We start from the raw sequence: 20354 nt of genomic DNA, 5'->3' as shown, positions 1-20354 counted from the left end.
GAAGTCAAATCATTTATGCTTGGCAACATCAAAAATCAAGCTCAACAAAAAGCGGCCGAAGTTGCTGGTGCAGCCCAGGAAAAAATCGAAAAAGTTATTGATGAATTTAACAAATTCCTACCTCTAGCTGAAGACCTGGGTTTAAGCCTTGAGAGCTTTAATATTGAAGCCGGAATTTTACCGGAAATCAAGGCCACTCTCATTGGCTCAGTCGATAATATCGATAATGCTACTGTTGAGCGCATCATTACCGAAAATGAGAACAATAAACTCTTAGTTGCTGCCCTAAAAGCAGTTTTGATGGCTAAGGGATTTCATGAAAAACTTGAAGGCGTATATATTGCCATTCTCCAAGATTTAGTTATTGATATTAAACTCGGAATTCCTCCTAGTATTTCGTGTAAATTCCAAAAATCGGGTCAAGAGGTAAAAAAAGATAAATAAACGGTCTGCCTAGAATCAGACCCCCAGTTTCTTAAATCCTCATTGAAGGTTTTACCCAACTTTGTGTCCCATCTGCCCAACATTCATGTTTCCAGATGGGTGCATCCTCCTTGAGCGCATCAATGGCATACTGACAAGCAGCAAAGGCTTCTGCCCGGTGGGGACTGCCAACGGCAATAATCACACTCACTTCACCAATTTCCAAATAGCCTAACCGATGGTGAATCACCACTCGATTAACGGTAGGATAGAGTTGTGCAATCCGGTTAGCAATCTGCTTAAAGATTTCTAGAGCCATGGGTTCATAGGCTTGATAATCTAGGGCAATTACCGGTTTACCTTCGGTTTGATTGCGAACCATACCACTCATCAAGGCGATCGCCCCATTGCCAGGATCTTCAGCCAAATGATACACTTCCTCTAAAGAGAGGCGATCGTAAGTAATTTTAAACTGCTCTAACATCACACCATAGCAATCATCGACCCTTTAACTATACTAAACATGAACGCCCCTGCCCTCCTCCAAGGTCATCTCAAAACCGTCCATCATATCGCCCTCAACGTCAAAAATATGGACGCTTCCCGACACTTCTATGGCCAAATTCTAGGCTTAGAAGAACTTACCGGCAATCGCGTGCCTGAAACCCTAATTAACCTCGTTGCTGCTGGAAAAGTTGCCAACTTTCGCACCCCCGATGGCATCATTATAGATCTCTTCTGGGAACCCGAATTATCCCCGCCAGATCCTAATCCCAAAACCCAATTTACCCGCGCCAACCATCTCGCCTTTGACATCGCCCCCGAACATTTCGATCGCGCCCTTTCCGTCCTCGACCATCATCAAGTTCCCATCGATCACGGCCCCGTCACTCGCCCCACAGGACGGGGCATTTACTTCTACGATCCAGATGGTTTCCTCGTCGAAATTCGCTGCGATCCTGATTAATTACCCAATCCAAATTTACTTTTCAAAATGGCAAGAACTTCCACCTTATCTTTACCCAAAATGGGATGCGGAACCTGGGCATGGGGTAATCGGTTACTCTGGCAATATGACCCCAGTATGGATCGAGAATTACAAAATGTCTTTAATCTTTGCGTGGGCAACGGTATTACCCTATTCGATACTGGAGATTCCTACGGAACTGGCAAACTCAATGGACAAAGTGAAAAACTCCTCGGACAATTTGCCCAAGGTTGCATAGCGACCAATAGAGATAGTCTTTGCATCGCCACCAAACTCGCCCCTTATCCTTGGCGCTTAACCCGAAATGCCATGTTTAAAGCAGCAGAAGCATCCGCTCAACGCTTACAACGGCCCATTGATTTAGTGCAAATGCATTGGTCTACTGCTAATTATGCTCCTTGGCAAGAATGGGCGCTTTTAGATGGATTAGGGGATTTATATGAACAGGGAAAAGTTAAAGCAGTGGGTTTATCCAATTATGGGCCGAAACGATTACAGAAAGTAGTCAAGCACTTACAGAAAAGAGGTGTTCCCATTCTGACGCTACAGGTACAATATTCTCTCTTATCTACTGCTCCCATTACCCAACTCAATTTGAAAGCTGTTTGTGATGATTTGGGTATCCAAATGATTGCCTATAGTCCCTTAGCATTAGGGCTATTAACGGGAAAATATACGGAATCTGGTCAATTACCCCAAGGGCTGCGTAAGGGGTTATTTCGGGAATTATTACCCCAAGTGAAACCGGTTGTAGAAGGTTTGCAAGCAATAGGCAAGTTTCGCCAAAAAACACCGTCGCAAGTTGCCTTAAATTGGTGTATGGCTAAAGGAACTATTCCCATTCCTGGAGCTAAAAATATTAGACAAGCCCAAGAAAATATCGGCGCGTTAGGTTGGTCTTTAAATCCTGGGGAAATAGATGAACTCGATCGAGGGGCTGCGGGTTTGAAAAAGGGAATGGTCAAGAATATTTTTCAGACGGGTTAAAGGAGTAATGAATAAACGAGGCAGCGCAACAAAATATTATTGACTTTCCCGATACAATTGCTCGTCTCCAGCAAACCACGTTTTTTGCGTCTGACCAATTAATTCAGTCCCTTTTAAAGCCTTATCAATAAAGTTACAGCGCTTCGCGCTAGGGAATAGGGAATAGGCAAAAGGCAATTTCCCCGTGTCTCCGCGTCCCCCAATCCCCCCCCCCATTCCCCCATTCCCCCAATTACCGTCCAGCAACGCGAGATTGGGACATAGCCAATAGAATCACACTGGGGTCAACCCATTGACCAGCATATTTCAAGCCCCAATGCAAATGGGGGCCGCTGGTGCGTCCGGTCATACCGACTCTAGCAATGCGATCGCCAGCACTCACCATCTGACCTTCCCAAAGAACAATCCCCCCTCCCTGATCCATCAAATAGGGGCGGCCTTGATGGGTTCCCACCCGTCCCTGTACATGGCAATAAATATGCTCCCAATATCCCGACTCAATCACAATTCCCGTACCGCAGCGATTATCTTCCCACACTTCCACCACCTTACCAGTCCACCAATTGCGAATATAACTCCCATAGGGAGCAGCCAAATCTAAACCGTAGTGATACCCTCCAGAGCGGGGCCCAAACCGGGAGGTATACTCGACGAAATTTTCCACCGGAAATGAGGCACTCTCCCAACCGCCCATCGTGGCCATGGGCACTGATTGTATCACCTGGCCTCGATCGATCTCTACACTTTGAACCGGCAACCCGGTTGTATTCAGCCCCAAAGTCAGGCCTAAACCTAAAAACGCTTTCCAGAAACCTAATCCATGTTTATGTGCTACCATGATTCCCCTCTGCGATCGCTCTAGATAGTTTACTTAAAAACTCATGTTTAGACTATTCTCATCGCTGTTGTCCCGATCCGGATACCCCATATTATGGCTTCACAGAGTCTAGATTTTATAAAAAAATCTAAAATCCAGACTGCCATAATTCATTCAATGCGATACCTTAAAGGATTGTTGTACGCAGACTACCTGATTATCAATGGAACCTGATTCATTACCCACAGAGATTATTGTCACCCATCCCCGTCAGAACCTCGGCAAAGTTCAACTGGATTGGACTCCACAACCGGGAAACTATCTCCATGTTGGAGGCAAAACCTATACCGTTCTAGAGCGTCGTCATCGCTATACCCTCAAATCGGGTCAATACCGTTTACAGAAAATTGCCCTCTATGTTCAATCTTCCTCCCCTCCCAGTGAGCAAAGCTTAGTCAATGGACGGTGGATTATTGGTGATAGCAGTTGTCGCTTTAATGCCTTATCTGAATTGATTCGTTGTGCCGTCTATCCAGAAGGCCCCTGTTCTAGCTGTCGATTCTATGAAAAACGAAGTCCTCATACTTAAATAACCTTCAATATAGCCCTAATGATCTTCCGGATCATGATATTTATGCCAATGACGGGCAATATCTACCCGACGACAAATCCAAACCTGCTCTCGTTGTTGCACATAATCTAAAAACCGAGCTAAAGCTGCTGCTCTTCCAGGTCTTCCTGCTAATCGGCAATGCAGACCAATACTGAGCATTTTAGGATGCTCTTCACCTTCTGCGTATAACAAGTCAAAGGCATCTCGCAAATAAGTAAAAAATTGATCCCCACTATTAAACCCTTGGTAGGTGGCAAACCGCATATCATTGGTATCTAGAGTATAAGGAATCACCAGATGGGGCGCACCATACTCCATGATCCAGTAGGGCAAATCATCGGCATAACTATCAGCATCGTACAAAAATCCTCCAGCTTCTATCACCAATTTGCGCGTATGGGGACTCACTCGACCGGTATACCATCCCAAAGGACGAGATCCGGTCACTTGAGTATGAATATCTATGGCTTTCTGGATATGTTCCCGTTCTACTTCCTCGCTGATATGCTGATAGTCAATCCAACGATAACCATGGGAGGCAATTTCCCACTCTGCTTGTTTCATTGCCGCAACAGCTTCCCGGTTGCGCTCTAAGGCCATGGCGACCCCATAGACGGTCACGGGGATGTGGCGCTGGGTAAACAGGCGATGGAGTCGCCAGAATCCTGCTCTGCTGCCATATTCATAGATCGATTCCATGTTCATATTGCGAACTCCATATAATGGAGTTGCGCCAATGGTTTCTGATAGAAATGATTCAGAATGGGAATCTCCATGAAGAATGCAGTTTTCTCCACCTTCTTCATAATTAATGACAAACTGAACGGCAAGTCTGGCTTGGTTGGGCCATTTGGGATCGGGAGGATTTTGGCCATAACCGACAAATTCACGATGGGATTGAGGGAGCATAACCAAAGTCTAAAATATTTTATTCGATTTCTAAGGTTAAGGAAGGCATTAACCGTTGTAAATTTTTCAGAGATTTACCTTGCCAAGGGATACTCTTTGATCCTTTGACGACCATATTAATCTCTTTTTTCTGGCGAATTTTAATCACAAATTTAGAGAGCATACTAATCCCTGAGCTATTGAGGAATTCTAATTCCAGTAAATTTAAGGTGATCGCCGGAGGATTTTGTTTAGCAATAGTTTCCAAAATTTCCACAATTGGGGCATATTCTTCTATGCCGCTCAAACGAAGAGAACCTTGAAAGCTAATGGTGTTTGTTCCCTCATCATAGTCTACTCTGTATTCTTCTGTTTTGATACTGTGAATGGGTTCAGTAGTCATTCATTTATTCTCCTTGATTGTCTATGAATTATCCTTGATTGCTTTCCGTTAACCTCAAACCAGATTCAGGATTCTATGGCATTATATGGGCAGTTGAACCATAGTAGTGACTTTAACGACACCCGGATGGTCGGAAACGTTTTCAAATTTCCATCCTAACTTGGCTAGGTAGTCATTAAGCATGGTTAATAGTCCTAATCCTGAATTCGAGTGAGTCTCTTCTTTGACACTATTTTCCAGTTGTTCAAGGTACAGGGTTTGTGCATCAACTTGCTCTATTTTTCGCAAGAAGTTTTGGAATTTAATCACATCTTTAGGGGGAATACTATTAGAGGTGACAAATATAATTTTGTCCTCCCGAACCTGAAGACGAATACTAATTGGAAATTCTGAAGTTTCGTCATTAAATTTCATAGCATTTTCTAATAATTCATTAGCAATGTAGCTGACCGCACTCTTTACTTCTGCTTGTTGTTGTTCGGTAACATCATCTTTAGCAGGGAAAAAGGTGGTTAGATAGTCAGCCAGAAAGTCTGCTGACAAGCCATTATTTCGCCAACGCTGCTTTAAGGGAACAGAGCTGGGGGAAAATCCAATAATTAAGTATTCTGGACTCTCTGGTAAGTTATCGATATAATCACCAAAAAATTCTGCCATTTTTGAGTTCACCTTTGACCATTTGGATTGCTCTACTGAATCAACTTCTATATATGTATAGTATTTTCACATGAAAGAACAGCTTGAGATAAGCTGGCTTTCCCTAAATGCCTCTTCTGTGCGTGCCAGGGTAGGGGTCAGGGGATGAGGGCCAGATCTAGCTGCTTTAGATTCATGTCCGGTTATGCAAATCAATTGAAAACACTATAGGGTTACGCTCTTTCTCCTTAAATTGGGATAGATGAGATGACACTTGTTCATTGTACTATGGATGTTTATTTTAGGATCGGAGAAGCTAATGAGCAAGGATAACGCGATCTCGTCCTTGATTTTTGGCTTGATACAAAGCCAGATCGGCTGCTTTCATCAATTCGGTAGGGGTTGGCCCGTGGACGGGATAACAAGCTACTCCTAGGGAAATGGTTACAGAGGCTAAGAGTTTTTCTTGATGATGAACCTCAATATTTTTAACTGCTTGACGAATATGTTCCGCCAATCGAGCCGTTTGCTCAAGATTATGATGGGGTAACACTAAAGTTAATTCTTCTCCTCCATAGCGAAAAGCTACTCCTTTTTCTCTAACTTGTTCTTGTAAACATCGGCTAACCATTTGTAAGACTTTATCACCAGCATCATGGCCGAAAGTGTCATTAAATACCTTAAAGTAATCGATATCAATCATCACTAAACCTAAGCTAGAGTGATAATGATCGGCGCGATCGAGTTCTCGATCGAGAACTTCTTGCAAATATTGACGGTTATACAAGTGAGTCAAGGCATCATGAAGACTTTGTTGATGGGTTTGCTCTTCAATAAAATCCCCATGTTCAGTAATAGTCTCTAGAATAATTTCTAAATCTTCTTTATCCCTAGAGACAATTTCTAGAAGACGCTGAAGTTCGGTTTTCGAGCGTTGGAGTTCTTTTTCTATTTGCTTACGCTCTAAAATTTCTACCCGCAGTTTCCGATTAGATTCATGGAGCAGTGCTTCTATGGTATCAGAATGGTCAACGGTATTTTCTAGCAGAATTTCTAAATCATATTTTTCTTGCTTAAGCAGAGTAATTTCTTCCTGTAACCTCTCAATTTCTTTCTGGTATTGATACACAGACTCAGAATGGATATCCATAGCTGTAAATGTTCCGGAATAAAAAAGAGCCGATTTAGAGCAAATTTCAGCAGTCATAGGCTTTAGGATTGAGTCATCAAGAGCTATCGTTTTTTTAAGACTAATAAGGTAATATCGTCGTAGATTTTCTGTTGACCAATATGACGTAATATATCTTCAATCACATCTTGCCGAATTTGTTCGGCGGACTTTCGCCAGCTTTGACTGAGAAGTTCACACAGACGATTTACTCCATAGTGTACCCCATCTGAATTTTCGGCTTCCGTGACACCATCTGTATAAAGAACAACAATATCTCCTGAAGTTAAAAGAATATTTTCTTCAGCAATAAAGGGGGAAATCTCGCTATCTAAACCAATGGGAAACCCTAGATCTACGGTATCTATGCGTTCAATTATGCCTCCGGCACGGACAACAATAATTTCTTCATGCTGACCACTGAGCTTAAGGATACCTTCGTAGTAATCTAGGATCATGAAGGTTAAATGTTTATCTATTTTCATCCGCTCAAGGTTATTATAAATGGTGCGATTGAGGGCATCTAAAAATTTAACGGGATTAGTTTCATGATTGGCGAGGAGGGCGCGGACGGCGGATTGTACCATAATCATGACTACGCCACTTTCTAAGCCATGACCGGTAACATCACCAATCCCAATTTTTATGTGCCCATCTTGTTCGAGAACATCGTAATAATCACCACCGACTTCGGCTGCGGGTTCCATATATCCAGCGATTTCTAAGCCGAGAACTTGGCTTAATTCTTCGGGTTTAGGTAATATCATTTGCTGAAGTTTGCGCGTTACTTCTAATTCTGCTCCCATCCGTAAATTTTCTTCTTGTAGGCGCTGGTTGAGGGCGGTAATGGCTTGATTGGCTTGAGCGAGTTGGGCGGTGCGTTGGGCAACTGTGGCTTCAAGGGTTTTAAATGAGGTTTTGAGTTGGCGACTCATGTGGTTGAAGGTTTCGGCGAGGATGCCGACTTCATCTTGACTGCGAACTTCAACTAGGGTGTCCCTTTCGCCTTGGGCAAGGCGTTCTACGGCTTCTAAGAGGTCAGCAATGGGGGCGGTGAGATGGCGAGCTAGGAGCCATCCGAGGAGTAGGGCGAGGGGAAGACTGGTCAAAAAGGTGATGGAGGCGATCGCCCGCGCTCGTTTTGCGCTCTCCCTGACTGGTGTAGCATCGAGTTCAATGGCTAAGATCCCATCGAGGTGACCAATGGAGTTGACAATGGGGGCATAGCCATAAACGACCAATTCTCCTTTGGCATTGGTGAAAAACTGGCTCTCTACCTTCGGTTCCTGAATGTTCTCTAACCCGTTGGCTAAGAGGGGAGTGACAAGAGTTAAGAGCGTACCTACACTACGGATAGAGGCAGGAGGGGGCGCGTAATCTACAATCACCCTGATTTGTCCTTCTTTAGTTTCCCGCAGGGTATAGATATGCTTAATGGAGTTACTCATGGCTTGAATGTCTTTCAGGCGCTGTTGAGTAATCTGATAATAGGAGCTGATGCGATCGCTAGGCGTAACAATCAGGGCATGAAAATCACTATCAATCTGGGGAACCGATAGGGCAATAATATCGCGCAAACGCTCCTTAATCCCTTGCCGTTGGGCCCTTTGAAATTGGAGATACAAACTGAGTGTCAGTGAACCGGCCACCAGAGTAATTAACAGAGAATAAGTAGCCGTTAACTTAGCACTTAAACTCCAGTTTTGAATCCCCTTATACCATCGACTGATAAAAACCAACGAAATTATCCCTCCTCTATGAAACCCCCCAAGGTTATTTAACCCCAATACTGGCTCGATAGGCATTTCCTTGGGCATCTCGCCCCACTTCATTGGTAATTTTTTCCCAGCCTTGTTCGATTTGTTTCATCGCTTCTTCTGTAGTAATTTCATCCCTAAGATAAGCGGCTAGTACCCGATCTAAAACTTCCTGTTGATAGCGATTATTGTAAGGAATCCGCAAATCCAAGACCACATTGGCACTACTTAAACTTAATCCAATGGCTCCTAGATATTTCTGGGCTGCTTCGACGCTCATTCCCGCATCAATCCACAATTTCTGCCGAGAATATTGGGAAAAACGATAGGGATTAAATCCCGTTGCACCAATGGTCACATCCACATTCGCTTGTGCCGGTTGACTCATATAGGATAAAAAAGCATAGGCTGCATTCTTGCGGCTTTCCTCGCTGGCCGCATTGACTGCACCTGACCATCCCCCAAAAGCAGCATAGGGAGCATGATTAATGCCATTAATGGCATAGGGACAAGTAATCTTATCACAGGGGACTAATTGTCCGGTTTCTCGGTCTAGAATTTCCCGCGAACCGGGAGTAATATCTGCACCGACTTTATCAATCACTTGGGAAATTTCTGGGTTAATCATAATTGTGCCAGTATCTCCCCAATCTAAGGTGAGGGCACAACGCCCCGCAGCAAATAAATCACGAACATCATGAATGGTCAGTTCCGCTTCATTGGGGGGGGCGTATTGAGTGGTTTTTTTATAAATTTCTAAGGCTTTGGCAAAGGCTTCATTTTTGACCAAGGGTTTCATCGTTTCTGGATTGAAAAATACACCTTGACGAGTGCCTTGATTTTGAACCAAGGGGCTGAGAATAGAGCCAAACATCCAATAGGCATGGGAGTTCGGTTTTTTGGCAATGCAGGAGCCATAGTCAGGTTCACCGTTGCCGTTGAGGTCTTTTCCATGGAAGGTTTGAGCGATTGCTAGATAGTCATCCCAGGTTTTCGGGGGGTTGAGTCCTGCTTGTGCGAGGAGGTCGGAGCGATAGTAGACCATTTGAAAATCGCCATCGAGGGGTATGGTGTAGGTTTTGCTGTTATAGGTAGTGCTAAACTCACGGAAAAAGGGGGCGATGTCGTTCCATTCTAGGGGGGGGTCGTTGGCGATGCGCTCATCTAATGCTTCTAAGTATCCGGGAGCGGCAAAATCGACCATCCATTGGGGCGCAAATACGATGAGATCGTATTGTTTTTTCCCTTGGCTTAAGTCGTCCAAAATAGTTTGATAGAGTTGGCCAAAGGGGACGGTAATGATGTTAATCTTAACTCCCGTCAGTTTTTCAAAGTCGGGCGCTCGACGTTTGAGGGGTTCGGAGATGGTGGGGCCAACTTCGGTTAATACGGTAAGGGTTATGCCTTCAAAGTTGGCTACTGGAGTGCTGGAGGGGCTAGGAGTGGGAGTTTCGGTGATGGGAGGAGGCGGAGTATTACAAGCAGATAGGGCTAATGTAAGGCTGAGGGGGAGGATGGATTTTTTGAGGCGATCGAGGGAAATGTGCATAGTTTATAGGAGTTGGATCTTAACCAGTGATTGGAAGTAGTTTACCGAAAAGTGTTGACTGATTTATGAGGTCTAAACGGGTGAATTTTTGACATCCTCACCGGGCTGAAGCCACGGTGATTCCTAAGCCTCACGATTTAGGTTTCTGTTTCTTCGCAGTTGCCTTCACAGATTTGCTCTGCTCTGGTCTTACACTCGCTCCACAGACTGACACCGCAAGTCCTGCGGCCAAGATATTACAACTGGCATTTATATCGCGATCTAAATGTATGCCACACTTAGGACATTCCCATTGCCGAATATTTAACGGCATTTTTTCAACGATATGCCCACAATTGCTACAACGCTTAGAACTAGGAAACCACCTATCTATCTCAATATAGTTTCTGCCATACCATCGGCATTTGTATTCCAATTGTCGGGCGAACTCTCCCCAACTTGCATCAGATATTCCTTGTGCCAGCTTTCTATTTTTGACCATATTCTTAACAGCTAAGTCCTCAACCACTATCGTTTGGTTTTCGCGCACCAGTTGAGTGGTTAGCTTATGTAAATGGTCAGTGCGGGTATCGACTATTTTCTGGTGAACTCTAGCCAGTTTTACTCTGGCTTTGTATCTATTGTGAGAGCCTTTCTGTTTTCTTGATAAGCTTTTTTGAAGTCTCCTTTTCATGTCCGCTTGCGGAAACTTACGGTAATGTTTCTTTAAGGGTTTGGGGTTAGCTACCTTGTTTCCATCACTGGTTGTTAACAGGCTGCTAATTCCTAAGTCAATACCTACTGCTTTATCGTTAGCAGGTAAAGGTTTAATGATGGGGTCATCAAATCTAATGGAAATATGCCAACGTCCTGACGGATGGAGTTTTACGGTTACAGAACTTGGGAGACAACCGGATGGGATCTGACGAGACCAACGAATGGCTAATGGTTCTTTACATTTGGCTAAATAGATTTTACCTTCTTTGAACTTGAATGCTGATTTAGTAAATTCCGCACTACCTCCTTGGTGTTTTTTCTTGAAATTGGGATACTTAGCACGCTTGGCAAAAAAGTTGGTAAATGCGGTTTGTAGGTGTCTTAATCCTTGTTGTAAGGGGACACAACTTACCTCGTTTAAGAAATCTAACTCTTCTTGCTTTTTCCAAGCAGTCAACATTGAAGAGGTTTGAGGGTAAGTTACTCTTTCTTGTCGTTCATACCAAGCCCCCGTTCTTTCATGAAGAGCTTTATTGTAAACCAATCTTACACAACCCAAAGTCCGCCGCAATAGGGACTCTTGCTCTGAAGTTGGGTAAAATCGAAACTTAAATGCTCTTTCCATGGGTGAGTCAAAGGGCTTCTCACATTGTAGAACCTAAGATGTAATTGTGGTAGCCTATGGTTTAGTAAAGCCGCCCTGAAAGGGCGGGGTTTCAGACCCAATTTTTCTGATGACGGGTATCCCGAAGTTAACTTACGATCGCGGTACGCTGATTTTACATCCTCCACCGAGAGGAAAAACTTGGGTAGATTATGCTACTTGGGATGACCGGATTGAAAAGTTTAGAATTTTGGCTATCCATTATCGCCGGTTAATGGAAACGTTATGGTCGGAAGAGGCAGTATTTGAGGATCGGGCAAAGGAATTTTATCCAGTGGAGTTCATTCCGGCTTTAGAAATGACTCCCTATCCCCACCAGGTGGAGGCCCTGCAAGCGTGGCGAGATGCCCAACGTCAGGGGGTGGTGGTGTTGCCGACGGCTGCGGGGAAGACGTATTTGGCACAGTTGGCGATGCAGATTACGCCTAGGACGACGTTGATTGTTGTGCCGACGTTAGATTTGATGCATCAATGGTATGCCCATCTGAAGGCGGCTTTTCCGGATGTGGAGGTGGGTTTGTTGGGGGGAGGATCGCGCGATCGCTCTCCGGTTCTGATTGCCACCTATGATAGTGCCGCAATTCATGCAGAGGCTCTGGGATCTCGCTATGGGTTGTTAATCTGCGATGAGTGTCATCATTTACCGACAGAGTTTAGTCGGGTGATTGCTGAATATGCGATCGCCCCCTATCGGTTGGGGTTAACAGCGACATTAGAGCGAGGGGATGGACGACATCGAGATTTAGCGTTTTTGTTGGGGGAGACGGTGTATCAGAAAACGGCGCAAGAGTTATCGGGTAAGGCTTTGGCTCACCATGAGGTGGTGCAAATTAAGGTGAAGTTGTCCCAGCAGGAGAAGCAGCGATATGAGGCATTAATTGAAGAGCGGAATCAATTTCTGCGATCGTCTAATATTTTCCTCGGTTCAGTGAAAGGCTGGCAACTCTTTGTCCGCGCTAGTTGTCGCTCTCCAGAGGGTCGTAGAGCGATGTTAGCCCATCGGGAAGCGAAGGCGATCGCCCTTTCTACTAACAGTAAACTTCGCGTGCTTCAAGACCTCCTCAGCCAACATTATGCTGAAAAAATTCTCATTTTTACGGCTGATAATGCCACCGTTTATCAGATTTCTGAAACTCTTCTCATTCCCGCCATTACCCACCAAACCCCGATTAAAGAACGCCATGATATTCTGACCCGCTTTCGTCAAGGAGAATATAAAACTTTAGTGGCTTCCCATGTTTTAAATGAGGGGGTTGATGTTCCCGATGCTCGCATTGCCATCATTTTATCCGGAACGGCATCGAAGCGCGAATATATTCAACGGTTAGGGCGAGTTTTGCGGAAAGGTTCCCAAAAGAATAAACAAGCTATTCTCTATGAAGTTATTGCTGAAGATACTGCGGAAGAGCGCACCTCAGAACGTCGTCGGGAAGAACCGCAAAAATCGCTTACTCCCTTGCGTCTCATTTATGGTAAAGGAGAGGCTCAAACCCAGCGAGCAGCAGAGAAATCTTCTTCCTATACTACAGAACCGGAAGAGAAAAAGGGAGACACTTAAAAAGTGAAATCATTTTGAGATTGTAAATCAGCAGTTGTGCGAAATCCTCGTTGAGAATTCCATTGAACGGCTCCATCTCTTTCGGTTAAAAATACGGTGGTATTTGTCGCTCTCAATGCGGATAAAATGTCCTCATCAAGAGCATCAGAAAGGGCGATCGCCACCTTTGGCTGTATTTTTTTGATGATCTCCACTGTCAACTCTCGACCTGATCCAATCAATACTGTCTCGCCACCATCAGAATTACACCAGGTCTGAGTTTGACAAAATTTCCCCGTAAAACCCTTACCTTCTAACATTAACCAACGTTTATTATCTAACTTAAAACTCAAAACCTGCGGATCTAAACTCAAGCCTTCAACGCTCAAAGTTTTCCAGTTTAAACCCTGATTCACCTGTAAAACTTGATAGGTTTTTACCCGCTCCTCAATCTTCTGCTCTGGCTGAGTTCCAGGGTTGTCAATCTGATAAAATCGCCGTATGGGTAAGGTGTCCAAAATTCTTAACCATCCCTCCATAGTGGGTTCTCTTCCTGTCAGCATCACCCCAGCATCCAATTGATTCACTCCTTGAGATTGGAAAAACGGAATTAGGGTATACTGAGCGACTCCAAAATTAGGAGTATTCATCAATACGACTTTACCCCGGTCTTGAATCGTAGCCACTGGGGTACGAGTGGCAAATACGGTCACCTGAGATTTATGTACTTGACTATACCATACAGGAATGACGATGACGGCGATCGCCAAACCCACTGCTATATTCAGTACCCTTTTAGACTTAAGCTCAATTCTCCCCTTCACCCAAAACAAGAGAATTACACCATACAACACCAGCAACTGAAGCGCCGAAATTTTACCAACTGCTACGGAATTTCCGGGTAGCTGAGTAAACCGATCAATGATCGATAAAAATCCGACTGTGGGATAATATAAAACACTAGAAGCCCAACCCCCCAACAAGGGGGAAATGACCGCCACACAAGAGACCACCATACCCCCCAGAGTGAGCAGCACCACGAAGGGCAGAGTTGCTAAATTGACCAAAATACCATAAGGAGGCAATACGCCAAAATGATACAACTGTAGGGGAAATGTCCAAAGAAAAGCACTGACAGGAACAGCGAAAGCAGAGGTGATCGTCGGTGGCACATAATCCCACATTTCCATCAACACGGGAACCGTTACCACTAACCCCAAGGTCGCCAAAAAACTTAACTGAAATCCTACATCTTGAATCCACAATGGGTTAATCAAAAGTAATATCGTTGCCGTCAATAAGAGCGACCCTAAAGTATTCACTCGACGGTCTAATAACGACGCTAAAACTGCCCCAAACCCCATTAACGACGCTCGTAATACCGAAGGTGCAAACCCAGTTAATCCGCTATAGAGAATCAGGGTCATCATGCCCACTCGAAACTGGGTTTGCTTGGAAAATTGGCGAGTTAAAGTTAACACAAACCCCAACAATAACGACACATGAAAACCAGAGGCTGCCAAAACATGGGCGAGTCCCACCTGAATAAAATTATCCCGAATATCAAAGGGTAAATCCACGGCCCGACGGCCCAAAACCATAGAACCAATGACCACACCTTCCGGCACATCCAATCCCTGCACCAGGGAACGCACAATGCGCTGACGCACCCACCACCAGCCCCAGGAACCCTGATTAACGTCAAATTTGACGGTTTTGGCACTCAGCCCCATAAATATGCCCTGGCGGGCTAAATACTGCTGGAAATCAAACCCTCCGGGGATTTTTGAGGGTTGTGGCTCATACAGTCGTCCTGTAAGTTCTATCTGGTAACCTGGATGTAATCCTGTGGCTTGCAGTAGCGGAACAGTAGTGTAGAATTTTCCCTGAACTGGCTGGTCGTCAATCTGACTGGCCTTAAGCGTAAACCGGATACGTTGCGATCGCGTCAACTGAGGTTCATCGAGTACCTTTCCCTGCACCGTCACCGGTTCACCCATCCAGTTACTCAGGTTTATTACTGGAGGTTGGGGAGTGCGAAAATGAAAATAAAAACCAGCTAGAAAACCCAGAATTGCCGCCAGCAGCCACATCCCAGACTTGGGCCCCATGGGCCAATATCGGGGGAGGATAAATGCGGCGATCGCCCCCAAAACCAGTATCCCATAATTTCCCCCAGGAACTGGAACCAGCAGCAACCCCATGATATACGCCAGACATAACAACACACCGCTTGTCCGGGACATGGCTAACTGTTAAGATAGAATAGACACCAAAAAGATTAATCTCTACATTGTATACCCCTTCAGTAGAAATTACTAGGTTTTGAACTCAATCCAACCTTGCCAAAAAACATAAATGGCCAGTAGTGCTAAGAGGAGACGAAAGGAAAAAGTGATGGTGCGATCCTCTAATTTCGGCAAAAATCGGGTACTCACCTGCGCTCCAATGAGTCCCCCAGTTCCGAGTAAAATTCCGGCTAGGGGAACGACATTGTTTTGCAGAGTATGACCGATACAAGCGGAGAGGGCTGTTAATACAATTACACCTAAACTGGTGCGGACGGCATCTTTAATCGTTTCTCTGAGCCATAGAATCTGTAGGGGAACCATGATTACGCCTCCCCCTACCCCTAAAAATCCGGCCATCAATCCGGCGATCGATCCGGTAATGATTCTTGCCACAGTGGGATTCAATTGGGGTTCCTGGAGAGTCGCTTCAGTTTCGGTGATTGTTTTGCGGACTTGGACTAAGTAGAGGTTGAGCAATAAGAGTAATCCGAAGGAGAATAGGAGAAGATAGGAGGGAATGCGATCGGCGAAAATACTGCCAACTTGAGCGGTAATAATGGCGGGGAATCCTAACAGTAGGACTTGGGATAATTTTAAATATCCCATGCGCCAGTTTTGCACTGTTCCTGAACTAGCCGTGATTAAAATCGAGAGGCTACTGGTAGCAACAGATTCGACTGGGGAATAGCCTAATGTGGTTAAGAGGGGAACTAATACCGTTCCGCCACCAATGCCTAAAAAACCGGCTAGAATTCCGGCGAAAAGTCCTCCACTGGCTAATAAAATGATTTGGGTTAGGGTCATAATCAATTAAAAATTAAAAATTAAAAATTAAAAATTTTTATGTCGGCAACAGCCGAAAAAATTAAACGTTAAACATTTTCAGAATGGAAAACCTTGGGGAAGCATCTTTAGGGGAAACAGGCCATGAACCCCTTTTTGGGGCTGGTTCACCACTTGGGTAATCCGAAAAGAAGCGGCTAAACTACAGAGAACATAGGCTTCTTCTGGGGTGAGACCCGCGCAGTATACTAGCACCTGGATCATCTGTTCTAAGGCTTGTTCTAAGGCTTCGTCCAAGGTGGGAGCAAATCCCATGGTAATCAGGTCGGTTGGCGTTTGGGCTAGGGGGACGGGAAGGGGAAAGTTTTGATGGAGAATAACTTGAATTGTGCCATTCATGGAGGTTTCGATCGCCGTGACATTGACTTCCCCATCCCCTTGGGCCCCATGACCATCACCAACCGAGAGGAGGGCCCCAGGCACTTGCACGGGGAGAAAGAGCCGAGATCCAGCTTGTAATTCTCGGTTGTCCATGTTGCCACCAAATGTACCCGGAGGGACGGAAGAATGAGGTTCTGAGGGGGGCGCAACGGCTAAAATGCCAAAAAAGGGCTGAAGGGGGATTTTAATCTCTGGATGACCGGGAAAGTGGGCGATTTGCTGGTCGAGGTCGAGGGGAATAAAGCGCAGTGCGGGATGGGGGAACTTTTGGGGTAAGGCTCCCCAACCCGCACGAATGGCGTTAAAACCAACGGGTAGACTGGGGGTAATGCGCTCTAGACGAATTTCGAGGATGTCCCCTGGTTGGGCGTTTTGGATGTGGATGGGGCCGGTGAGCAGGTGGGGGCCGGGGCCGATTTTGCGCTCAGGGGGCAGATGGTGACAGATGTTGAGCAGTTCTGGAGGAAAGAAGGCTTGGGGGGCGCGATAATGCTCCGCATCGCTGGCGCGATCATGCTCCTGAATCAGGTAAAATCCGGTATAGGTCTCGATCTGGATGCGATCGCCTGACTCGACCGTAAGCGCTGGCGGAATTTGCTCCGAAAAGCCCCCTACATGCACCGTCTCGCAGGTTGCCTTTAAAATATGTTCTTTCATCATTATTTTAAATGAGTATTTTCAATGAGTTCTCAACGATTGCCCCCATCCCCCACTACAGCACATGCTATATCTGTTCAATAATTTCTGACCACAATCTCCTGAATCACCCCCCGTTTCTTGCCCTTACTATTAATCATCCGATTAGCCGATACCCTCTCAATTGTAAACCCATCATACAACCGTTCAAAAAAATCGTCGCTTCGGTCTTCATTTTTAGGATCGGAGTTACTCAACATCATTTTTACCCCATAACTTCGATCTAACCGGCGGAAAAATTGCGCTAATTCTTGTTGCTGCCAATCTCCAAACTCTGATTGAGCATAAGCCGTAAAATTCGCGGTTCGACTCAGGGGACGATAGGGCGGATCGAAATAAATAAATGAATCCTCCGTAATCACCGATTCACAACTCTGAAAATCTCCGCCAATAATTTCTGCCTTTTGCAAGACTTCAGAAACTGCTCGCAAGTTATCTGCATCCAAAATTTTCGGATTTTTATATTTACCCGGAGGCACATTAAACTCCCCTTTACTATTGAGGCGAAATAAACCATTAAAGCAAGTGCGATTGAGAAAAATTAACCAACTCGCCCTTACTATCGAGTCTGGAGAATAGGTTTCATAGTTAAATCCTAATCTTTGGCTATTATAGTTTTCCCGAATCAAGAAATAGAAATCTTTGCGCTCAAAATGGAGCAAACGATGATACTTATTTTCCAGTTTCTCTAATTCCGCAATCAAATCGTCTCGATAGTGCTTCACCACCTGATACACTAACACCAATTCCGGATTCACATCATAGAGAAAAGCGCAAGCAAAATCATAGGTTTGCGCTAAGTCAAAAAATACTGCTCCACCTCCTAAAAACGGCTCAATATATCGCTCGATTTTTCCCTGTTTTAACTCAGGGGGATAGTGTGATTCAAATTGAGAGAGCAGTTGAGATTTTCCCCCCGCCCATTTTAAGAAGGGTTTAGCGCGTTCATGTTTTGATGTCATATTAATCTCCCCTCATCCCCCTACCCCCTTCTCCCACAGGAGAAGGGGGAAAGTCAAGAATACCATGGGAGAAGGCATTTCTAATTTTGTCTATAAAACCAAGGTTAATCCTAACCGATGGAGAAGATTAAATCAACGCCTAATTTACAGTAACTTTTTCTCCTATGAATGCCGATTTTTCGGCAGCGCAAGCGACTTTAAGGGCATATAAGCTGGCTTGGGGACTAACATAAAGTTCTCTACCTTCAGTTAAGTAATCTAACACTTGTTGAGTATCTTGGGCAAAGAGTCCCCTGCGACTACCTACGGGTATTTCTGTTCTTTTGTCAAGTTGAATTAAGGAACCTTTATCCCCTTCAAATATTAGGGTTCCTTGGTGTCCATGGGCTTCTAATTTGCGTTCAGGTTGCCAAAAAATATCCCCTTTACCATAAATAATATCGGCAATTGTACCGCTTTTAAATTGCAGTTGGGCAGTGCAGAAACAGCCCTGGTAATAGTCGGCATCTTCTGGCCAATAGCGATTTTGGGCGTAAACTGTTTCCACAGTGCCTAATGCATCCGTAAAACGGTGGATACAAGAAAGGGAGGCAACTAAGGGAAAGCCAAAAAGATCTTGCTGATAATTCCAGCGTTGGGGTGCGGGATGAATGGGGGCAATTTTGCTATAGCGTAGATAGCTAATTTCTCCGAGTTGGGGTAGGGTTTGTTTGAAGGTTTGATGGAGTCCGCCTAGGATTTCGATATGCTCAATATGGAGGAGTTTGTGTTGGGTTTGGGAGAGTGTCCACAGGCTTTGAGCTTCCTCGAAGTCAAGCGCTAGGGGATATTCAACGACCACATGCTTTTGAGCGGTTAAAGCGGCTTTGGCGATCGCCCCATGGTCTCGATTGATGGTACTAATCATCACCAGATCCAAGGCCTCAAGCTGCACCAATTCTTGCCAAGACTCTAGCACCCGCGCCCCATATTTTTCGGCAAACTCAACCGTTTTATCCGGATTATAACCCACCACCGCCACTAGACGACTGCGGGGGTCACTCTGTAAAGTTTCTGCCCTCAAGCGAGCTGCAAATCCCGTGCCTACGAGACCCACATTCAAAGAATTCTGCAAGGGTTTCTCCCATCAATTCATACTATCCACATAGCCTAAAAAGGCCTTAACGACCTCATTCGGTGGGTTTTTATAGACATAATATAAGGTGCGGGTATAGGGATAACCGGAGAATCCTGGTAATACTCCATCAATAGCTACCGCTCTCACCGTTTGCTGATTGACAATTTGATCGGCTGTAGCGTAACCGATACCATCCTCACCTAATGCTTGTAACATGGGAGTTGTAGCATCTCGGTCTAGGGTCGTAATATTAGGGCCTGTGCCAAAATTCGCCCCTTGTAGTACCAATTCTTGGAAGGCCTGACGGGTTCCACTCACCACTGGTCGATTAATGACGCGAATGGGAAGATTAGATCCCCCAACTTCTGACCAATTGGTAATTTTACCTTGAAAGATATCTTTCACTTGTTGCATAGTTAACCCACCAGATAAGGAATTACTGTTGCTAACGGCGATCGCAATTTGATCGCTAGAGACCGGAAACGCCATCAACCCCTCCTGCATCTCTTGCGACGACAAGGGACGAGACACTGCTGCTAAATCCAACTGTCCCATCAACACCCCTTGAATCCCCTTATCTGAACCATTGGCCTGAGTTGCTACCGTAGTATTGGAAAATTGATCTTCAAACCCCTTTTTCAAAGTTTGATTCAGCGTCACCATACTGGTACTGCCATCAATGCGAACCACCATACCTCCAGCAACCGATGTCGGTTTAGGAAATTGAGCGGTTGCGGCAGTGGGGGGAGTTTGTCCCGCAGTGGGGGGAGTTTGTCCCGCAGAGGTAGGTTCTTGATTGGGTGCGTTAACTATTTCCGCCGGTTGCTCAGGAGAAGGTTGGCGCAAGAAAAACCAATAGCCTCCTCCCGCGCCCAAGATCAAAAACAGGCCAAGAAACAGAAACGCAGATGGATCGTTATTTTGAGCCATAATCTCAG

Annotated in this window: 20 protein-coding genes; 5 read left to right on the top strand and 15 right to left on the bottom strand. The window is 45.1% G+C overall.

Annotated features, from left to right (window positions below):
- Positions 1–15 precede the first annotated feature (15 nt).
- Positions 16–444 (top strand): hypothetical protein, encoded by a 429-nt coding sequence (locus tag AC3FZD_RS18005; protein WP_488737345.1) that lies wholly within the window; start codon positions 16–18, stop codon positions 442–444.
- Between the two features lie 31 nt (positions 445–475).
- Here AC3FZD_RS18005 and AC3FZD_RS18000 read toward each other — a convergent pair whose 3' ends face one another.
- Positions 476–907, bottom strand: a complete 432-nt coding sequence (locus AC3FZD_RS18000; RefSeq protein ID WP_488737344.1) for a molybdenum cofactor biosynthesis protein MoaE — start codon at positions 905–907, stop codon at positions 476–478.
- Between the two features lie 39 nt (positions 908–946).
- Here AC3FZD_RS18000 and AC3FZD_RS17995 point away from each other — a divergent pair, with 39 nt between their 5' ends.
- Both AC3FZD_RS17995 and AC3FZD_RS17990 read left to right on the top strand, forming a co-directional pair.
- Positions 947–1390: a VOC family protein gene (locus AC3FZD_RS17995; protein ID WP_488737343.1), complete on the top strand. Its 444-nt coding sequence runs from the start codon at positions 947–949 to the stop codon at positions 1388–1390.
- A gap of 27 nt (positions 1391–1417) precedes the next feature.
- On the top strand, positions 1418–2398 hold the full coding sequence (locus AC3FZD_RS17990; protein ID WP_488737342.1) for an aldo/keto reductase: 981 nt from the start codon (positions 1418–1420) through the stop codon (positions 2396–2398).
- A 232-nt stretch (positions 2399–2630) separates the two neighbouring features.
- Here the strand turns inward: AC3FZD_RS17990 and AC3FZD_RS17985 are convergent, their stop codons facing one another.
- Positions 2631–3101 carry a M23 family metallopeptidase gene (locus AC3FZD_RS17985; RefSeq protein WP_488740379.1) on the bottom strand — a complete coding sequence of 157 codons (471 nt, stop codon included), beginning with the start codon at positions 3099–3101 and terminating at the stop codon, positions 2631–2633.
- 337 nt (positions 3102–3438) lie between these two features.
- Between AC3FZD_RS17985 and AC3FZD_RS17980 the strand changes: the two genes are divergently transcribed.
- The gene (locus tag AC3FZD_RS17980) at positions 3439–3804 is read left to right on the top strand and encodes a DUF6464 family protein (protein ID WP_488737341.1); all 366 of its coding nucleotides are present in this window, start codon (positions 3439–3441) and stop codon (positions 3802–3804) included.
- Positions 3805–3822: 18 nt separating this feature from the next.
- On the opposite strand, the gene puuE is transcribed toward AC3FZD_RS17980, so the two are convergent.
- From puuE to AC3FZD_RS17945, 7 genes are all read right to left on the bottom strand, one after another.
- On the bottom strand, positions 3823–4737 hold the full coding sequence (gene puuE / locus AC3FZD_RS17975) for an allantoinase PuuE (protein WP_488737340.1): 915 nt from the start codon (positions 4735–4737) through the stop codon (positions 3823–3825).
- A 19-nt stretch (positions 4738–4756) separates the two neighbouring features.
- Positions 4757–5119: a slr1659 superfamily regulator gene (locus AC3FZD_RS17970; protein ID WP_488737339.1), complete on the bottom strand. Its 363-nt coding sequence runs from the start codon at positions 5117–5119 to the stop codon at positions 4757–4759.
- 81 nt (positions 5120–5200) lie between these two features.
- On the bottom strand, positions 5201–5776 hold the full coding sequence (locus AC3FZD_RS17965; RefSeq protein ID WP_488737338.1) for a slr1658 family protein: 576 nt from the start codon (positions 5774–5776) through the stop codon (positions 5201–5203).
- A gap of 295 nt (positions 5777–6071) precedes the next feature.
- The gene (locus tag AC3FZD_RS17960) at positions 6072–6962 is read right to left on the bottom strand and encodes a GGDEF domain-containing protein (RefSeq protein ID WP_488737337.1); all 891 of its coding nucleotides are present in this window, start codon (positions 6960–6962) and stop codon (positions 6072–6074) included.
- Positions 6963–6988: 26 nt separating this feature from the next.
- Positions 6989–8662: a SpoIIE family protein phosphatase gene (locus tag AC3FZD_RS17955; RefSeq protein ID WP_488737336.1), complete on the bottom strand. Its 1674-nt coding sequence runs from the start codon at positions 8660–8662 to the stop codon at positions 6989–6991.
- 34 nt (positions 8663–8696) lie between these two features.
- Positions 8697–10229 (bottom strand): ABC transporter substrate-binding protein, encoded by a 1533-nt coding sequence (locus AC3FZD_RS17950; RefSeq protein WP_488737335.1) that lies wholly within the window; start codon positions 10227–10229, stop codon positions 8697–8699.
- 130 nt (positions 10230–10359) lie between these two features.
- On the bottom strand, positions 10360–11550 hold the full coding sequence (locus tag AC3FZD_RS17945) for an RNA-guided endonuclease InsQ/TnpB family protein (RefSeq protein WP_488737334.1): 1191 nt from the start codon (positions 11548–11550) through the stop codon (positions 10360–10362).
- Positions 11551–11659: 109 nt separating this feature from the next.
- Here AC3FZD_RS17945 and AC3FZD_RS17940 point away from each other — a divergent pair, with 109 nt between their 5' ends.
- Complete coding sequence (locus AC3FZD_RS17940) at positions 11660–13147, top strand: DEAD/DEAH box helicase (protein WP_488737333.1); 1488 nt, start codon at positions 11660–11662, stop codon at positions 13145–13147.
- On the opposite strand, the gene AC3FZD_RS17935 is transcribed toward AC3FZD_RS17940, so the two are convergent.
- The 6 genes from AC3FZD_RS17935 to AC3FZD_RS17910 all read right to left on the bottom strand — a co-directional run bounded on the left by AC3FZD_RS17935 (position 13144) and on the right by AC3FZD_RS17910 (position 20346).
- Positions 13144–15372 carry a ComEC/Rec2 family competence protein gene (locus tag AC3FZD_RS17935; RefSeq protein WP_488737332.1) on the bottom strand — a complete coding sequence of 743 codons (2229 nt, stop codon included), beginning with the start codon at positions 15370–15372 and terminating at the stop codon, positions 13144–13146. The two genes, AC3FZD_RS17940 and AC3FZD_RS17935, sit on opposite strands and share 4 nt — an antisense overlap.
- A 72-nt stretch (positions 15373–15444) precedes the next feature.
- Positions 15445–16221 carry a sulfite exporter TauE/SafE family protein gene (locus tag AC3FZD_RS17930; protein WP_488737331.1) on the bottom strand — a complete coding sequence of 259 codons (777 nt, stop codon included), beginning with the start codon at positions 16219–16221 and terminating at the stop codon, positions 15445–15447.
- A 78-nt stretch (positions 16222–16299) separates the two neighbouring features.
- Positions 16300–17298 carry an acetamidase/formamidase family protein gene (locus tag AC3FZD_RS17925; protein ID WP_488740378.1) on the bottom strand — a complete coding sequence of 333 codons (999 nt, stop codon included), beginning with the start codon at positions 17296–17298 and terminating at the stop codon, positions 16300–16302.
- Positions 17299–17375: 77 nt separating this feature from the next.
- Entirely contained in the window at positions 17376–18299 is a 924-nt protein-coding gene (locus AC3FZD_RS17920; RefSeq protein WP_488737330.1) for a DNA adenine methylase, read from the bottom strand.
- Between the two features lie 139 nt (positions 18300–18438).
- Positions 18439–19413 carry a Gfo/Idh/MocA family protein gene (locus AC3FZD_RS17915; RefSeq protein WP_488737329.1) on the bottom strand — a complete coding sequence of 325 codons (975 nt, stop codon included), beginning with the start codon at positions 19411–19413 and terminating at the stop codon, positions 18439–18441.
- 12 nt (positions 19414–19425) lie between these two features.
- Entirely contained in the window at positions 19426–20346 is a 921-nt protein-coding gene (locus tag AC3FZD_RS17910; RefSeq protein ID WP_488737328.1) for a phosphate ABC transporter substrate-binding protein, read from the bottom strand.
- Positions 20347–20354 lie beyond the last annotated feature (8 nt).

The organism is Roseofilum sp. KMC-1 (assembly GCF_057802075.1).
The sequence above is the reverse complement of the archived record's forward strand: the minus strand, read 5'-3'. Positions and strand labels throughout refer to the sequence as shown.

Excerpts from the sequence above, each read along its gene's own strand:
- AC3FZD_RS17960 (WP_488737337.1), bottom strand. The coding sequence starts at position 6,962 with ATGACTGCTGAAATTTGCTCTAAATCGGCTCTTTTTTATTCCGGAACA.
- AC3FZD_RS17970 (WP_488737339.1), bottom strand. The coding sequence starts at position 5,119 with ATGACTACTGAACCCATTCACAGTATCAAAACAGAAGAATACAGAGTA.
- AC3FZD_RS17945 (WP_488737334.1), bottom strand. The coding sequence starts at position 11,550 with ATGGAAAGAGCATTTAAGTTTCGATTTTACCCAACTTCAGAGCAAGAG.
- AC3FZD_RS17935 (WP_488737332.1), bottom strand. The coding sequence starts at position 15,372 with ATGTCCCGGACAAGCGGTGTGTTGTTATGTCTGGCGTATATCATGGGG.
- AC3FZD_RS17965 (WP_488737338.1), bottom strand. The coding sequence starts at position 5,776 with ATGGCAGAATTTTTTGGTGATTATATCGATAACTTACCAGAGAGTCCA.
- AC3FZD_RS18005 (WP_488737345.1), top strand. The coding sequence starts at position 16 with ATGCTTGGCAACATCAAAAATCAAGCTCAACAAAAAGCGGCCGAAGTT.
- AC3FZD_RS17950 (WP_488737335.1), bottom strand. The coding sequence starts at position 10,229 with ATGCACATTTCCCTCGATCGCCTCAAAAAATCCATCCTCCCCCTCAGC.
- AC3FZD_RS17990 (WP_488737342.1), top strand. The coding sequence starts at position 1,418 with ATGGCAAGAACTTCCACCTTATCTTTACCCAAAATGGGATGCGGAACC.
- AC3FZD_RS17985 (WP_488740379.1), bottom strand. The coding sequence starts at position 3,101 with ATGGCCACGATGGGCGGTTGGGAGAGTGCCTCATTTCCGGTGGAAAAT.
- AC3FZD_RS18000 (WP_488737344.1), bottom strand. The coding sequence starts at position 907 with ATGTTAGAGCAGTTTAAAATTACTTACGATCGCCTCTCTTTAGAGGAA.
- AC3FZD_RS17930 (WP_488737331.1), bottom strand. The coding sequence starts at position 16,221 with ATGACCCTAACCCAAATCATTTTATTAGCCAGTGGAGGACTTTTCGCC.
- AC3FZD_RS17980 (WP_488737341.1), top strand. The coding sequence starts at position 3,439 with ATGGAACCTGATTCATTACCCACAGAGATTATTGTCACCCATCCCCGT.
- AC3FZD_RS17910 (WP_488737328.1), bottom strand. The coding sequence starts at position 20,346 with ATGGCTCAAAATAACGATCCATCTGCGTTTCTGTTTCTTGGCCTGTTT.
- AC3FZD_RS17995 (WP_488737343.1), top strand. The coding sequence starts at position 947 with ATGAACGCCCCTGCCCTCCTCCAAGGTCATCTCAAAACCGTCCATCAT.
- puuE (WP_488737340.1), bottom strand. The coding sequence starts at position 4,737 with ATGCTCCCTCAATCCCATCGTGAATTTGTCGGTTATGGCCAAAATCCT.
- AC3FZD_RS17920 (WP_488737330.1), bottom strand. The coding sequence starts at position 18,299 with ATGACATCAAAACATGAACGCGCTAAACCCTTCTTAAAATGGGCGGGG.
- AC3FZD_RS17925 (WP_488740378.1), bottom strand. The coding sequence starts at position 17,298 with ATGAAAGAACATATTTTAAAGGCAACCTGCGAGACGGTGCATGTAGGG.
- AC3FZD_RS17940 (WP_488737333.1), top strand. The coding sequence starts at position 11,660 with ATGACGGGTATCCCGAAGTTAACTTACGATCGCGGTACGCTGATTTTA.